General features: G+C 73.6%; 1 pseudogene. It reads right to left on the minus strand.

The features are described 5' to 3' along the window. Positions 1-296: pseudogene (locus tag UK12_RS35010) on the minus strand (diguanylate cyclase); the annotation flags it as partial. Positions 297-311: the final 15 nt, after the last annotated feature.

A 311-nucleotide genomic window follows, 5' to 3' on the forward strand; every position in this document is an offset into this window, starting at 1 on the left:
AGGAAGTCCTTCATGTCGGGGTGCGCGTCCGGCCAGCCCTCGAAGTCGGGCGCCAGGCGGACGTCGGCGAGCCGGGTCGGGTCGAGCCGGTGGGGCATCGATGCGAGCACGCCCTGCTGGCGGGGCAGCGGGCCGATGGCCTTCCCCTGCTCGTCGGTGACGCCATCCACCACGAACTGGGGGAAGCCGCCGTGGTCGTGGGGCACGCCGAGGGCCGCGTACTCGGCTTCGAGCAGCAGCCGGGCCGAGGCGGTGATCCGGCGCAGTAACTCGCGGACTGCGAGGTGGCGGCGCATCGCCAGGACGGCCGT

It is taken from the genome of Saccharothrix sp. ST-888, from assembly GCF_000955975.1.
Taxonomy (GTDB): Bacteria; Actinomycetota; Actinomycetes; order Streptomycetales; family Streptomycetaceae; genus Kitasatospora.